This window comes from Chamaesiphon polymorphus CCALA 037 (assembly GCF_003003845.1).
GTDB lineage: Bacteria > Cyanobacteriota > Cyanobacteriia > Cyanobacteriales > Chamaesiphonaceae > Chamaesiphon > Chamaesiphon polymorphus.
On record NZ_PVWO01000631.1, the window covers coordinates 1 to 2,813 of the forward strand.

The 2,813-nt window shown below is 48.4% G+C and carries 3 protein-coding genes; 2 read left to right on the top strand and 1 reads right to left on the bottom strand.

Going from position 1 to position 2,813, the window contains the following annotated elements; all coding sequences use genetic code 11:
- Positions 1 to 146 precede the first annotated feature (146 nt).
- Positions 147 to 1,859 (bottom strand): HAD-IIB family hydrolase, encoded by a 1,713-nt coding sequence (locus tag C7B77_RS27470; RefSeq protein ID WP_106312540.1) that lies wholly within the window; start codon positions 1,857 to 1,859, stop codon positions 147 to 149.
- A 285-nt stretch (positions 1,860 to 2,144) separates the two neighbouring features.
- Here C7B77_RS27470 and C7B77_RS27475 point away from each other — a divergent pair, with 285 nt between their 5' ends.
- On the top strand, positions 2,145 to 2,384 hold the full coding sequence (locus C7B77_RS27475; RefSeq protein WP_106312543.1) for a hypervirulence associated TUDOR domain-containing protein: 240 nt from the start codon (positions 2,145 to 2,147) through the stop codon (positions 2,382 to 2,384).
- A gap of 3 nt (positions 2,385 to 2,387) precedes the next feature.
- The gene (locus C7B77_RS27480; protein ID WP_106312546.1) at positions 2,388 to 2,723 is read left to right on the top strand and encodes a DUF3140 domain-containing protein; all 336 of its coding nucleotides are present in this window, start codon (positions 2,388 to 2,390) and stop codon (positions 2,721 to 2,723) included.
- The last annotated feature ends 90 nt before the right edge of the window (positions 2,724 to 2,813 follow it).

Here is a 2,813-nt window from a genome sequence, read left to right on the forward strand (position 1 = left end):
CTACCGTGTAAATGTATTTTTTAACGGTAACGTTGATTAATTTTCTCTCACTCAGATTTAACATTTAGACAGGTATCACCTAAAACCTAAAACCTAAAACCTAAAACCTAAAGCCTAAAACCTAAAGCCTAAAGCCTAAAGCCTAACTAAGCAGGCAAAGTATACCGCTGTTCGATCGCGCCTTTAATTTGGGTGAGACTTTCGATCGCGGATAAACCGCCACGGGATTCGATCTGCGCTACTTCTTCGGCCAACTCCTCGTCTTTAATTGCGTCGCGCAACCACCGGGAATAATCCTGCCGCTCTAGGTGATACAGCCAAGTATCGTCATCGATGCCTTCGGCTAACTGGGTAAACGAAATCAAATTCTGTGCCTTGAGCTTGAGCTTTTGCTCGCGCCCTCGGAAATAAAACCACTTATCCGATCCCAGCTCGCCCTCTGCGTAGTTACGCATGTGCCGCCGTCGTTCCGCAGAAGGCGGTTGGACTTTAAACTTCTGTGGCAACGAGTCGGAATTCATATCCCAGACGATCGCCTCACCCATGGCTAGCTCGCCTTCAGGGATGCTAGGCGGGCAATGTTCTACAACATGACAAAATGAAGATATTGTCTGTTCTGGAGCTTTCCCGACGGCGATCGGTGTATTAATCAGCCGCAGTGCCGCTGAATCTACATGGTCGGGATGCACGGTAATCATCATCACGCCATGCAAAGACTGGGGCAATGTCAGTTTCGCGGGGTTAGAATCGACGGGAATCATGTGATGGGCTTCATCTAGCACGATCCAGTGCGGACGTCCCGTGCGGGCGCGTAATGCCAGCAGTGACGGCAACATTTCTGCTAAAAATCCCGCTCGTCGATCGAGTTTGACGCCCAGTAAATTAATTACCAGATTGCGATCGGGTTGTTCTAATGTATTTAAGACTTCTTCGACGCGGGGAATATGGTCGCGATTGCCCAATACGACGGAACCTTCAAAGCTTTCATAGTCCCCTTCTGGGTCGAAAATACAAAACTGATAGCCGTGCTGTGATAGCCGCTCCAAAATTCCCGTCGCTAGCGTCGATTTACCCCCGCCAGAAATACCAGCGAGCAAAATGCTGGAGTTATATGGCTGAATTTCAACTGGGGTACCATCTGCACATTTTCCTACCAAAATATTATGACGCTCGATCTTACTGCTTGGCTCGCTCAGATCTGTGGCGATGAGATCGTCGATTAATTCGGTTACCCCCGCACCGCGAGCGGATTGGGTCACAAAATCGGCAGCTTCGCGAACGCTCTCTAAGGCATTAGCCACCGCTACGGAAAACTCGCAAATTTCCAAAAAAGCTCGATCGTTTTCGGCATCGCCTACCCCAACCACATTATGCGCCGAGAGTCCCATCTGGGTGAGTGCAGTTTGCAAGCCTACGGCTTTATTCACGCCAGCAGGCAAAATCATCACCGCGCCTTTATTAAAAATAATCTGCAAATCCAATCCCAGTTCTCGAATCGCTTGCAGCACTACTACTTCATGCGGTTCCCAAGTACTGACGATGACGCGTCCGACACCGAGCGGCTCGACTTGTTTGGCTTTGAGGGCATTGATAAACGCATCCGGCGGACGATTGCCCAAAGTCTGCTCTTCGCGAGTGGCAGGATAGTAGAGTAATGCGCCATTTTCGGCAACGATACAGTCAAATAGATCGACTTGGGGAAACACTTGGGAGAGATCGTCGAGATGTCTACCTGTGACGAGAATTAGCTTGCGTCCCGATTCCCGCAATCGTTGGAGTGCCGCCAGCGTGTTGTCATCAACTTGCCCGTTTGTAGCTAGAGTCCCATCGTAGTCCGAAGCCAATGCAAAGTAGCGCATAAATGCCAGTCTCTCCGCGAGTAAAACTGTGTGGATGCTTCTTTACTAGAGTCCCCGATCGACGGGTTTTGGCCGCTCTATCTTTGGAGAGATTTGGGGTAGTCGATCGTCGATCGTTGACAGTCAATCGTAATTTGTGCTCCTCGACCAGATTTGCTTGGAGACAGCAAGTGTAGGCAAAAAGTAGAGGGTATAAATACCAATAAAGATAGATGTTCCACTCTTAGATCGTTGATAACATCTAATTGAAGATCGCTACAAAAAATTTCTGGAGTAAAGTAAATCGTGTCAACTGAGTTTAGCAAAGGAGATAAAGTGCAATGGGAAAGTTCTCAAGGCACGATTCTCCAAAGGAGAGGCTACGCCAACGAAGGTAATGTCGAGAAAAAATTGACCGAACCAACTGATATTAAAAAGCATCATGTCAATGCCTCAACAGAAGATCCTCAATACTTAGTAAAAAGCGACAAAACTGGTAAAGAGGCAGCACATAAACCCGAATCTTTGAGCGAGCGGGAGGACTAAATTGTGGCTGACGATCGCAAGTCAATTATTGAGGATTTTCATCAGGTAGTGAATATGAGTCCCCAACAGTTAGCGAACTGGTTGAAGACTGAGGATTCGCAAGAGGTGGGGCAAAAGAACGATGGGGACGAATCGATCGGACATAAGTCTGGGCGACAGATCGTGGAGCTGCTAGAGCGGGATGAATCTGAATACAGCGACGAGGAAATCGCCCACATGCGGAAGGTGGTTAGTTACGTGCGGCGGCATTCGGCACAGCGTCCGCAGGGGGATGTCAAGGATACACGGTGGCGGTTTTCGTTAATGAATTGGGGTCACGATCCGTTACAGGATAACTAAATAGTTTACTCATTTGGGGAAACGGGGAGCAGCGGATGAGGGTCGAGAAATCGAACCTTACATCTTCTGCACCTGTCTCTTATACACATC

What these genes read in the sequence shown, in the direction of transcription:
- C7B77_RS27470 (WP_106312540.1), bottom strand. Translation starts at nt 1,859, where the DNA reads ATGCGCTACTTTGCATTGGCTTCGGACTACGATGGGACTCTAGCTACA.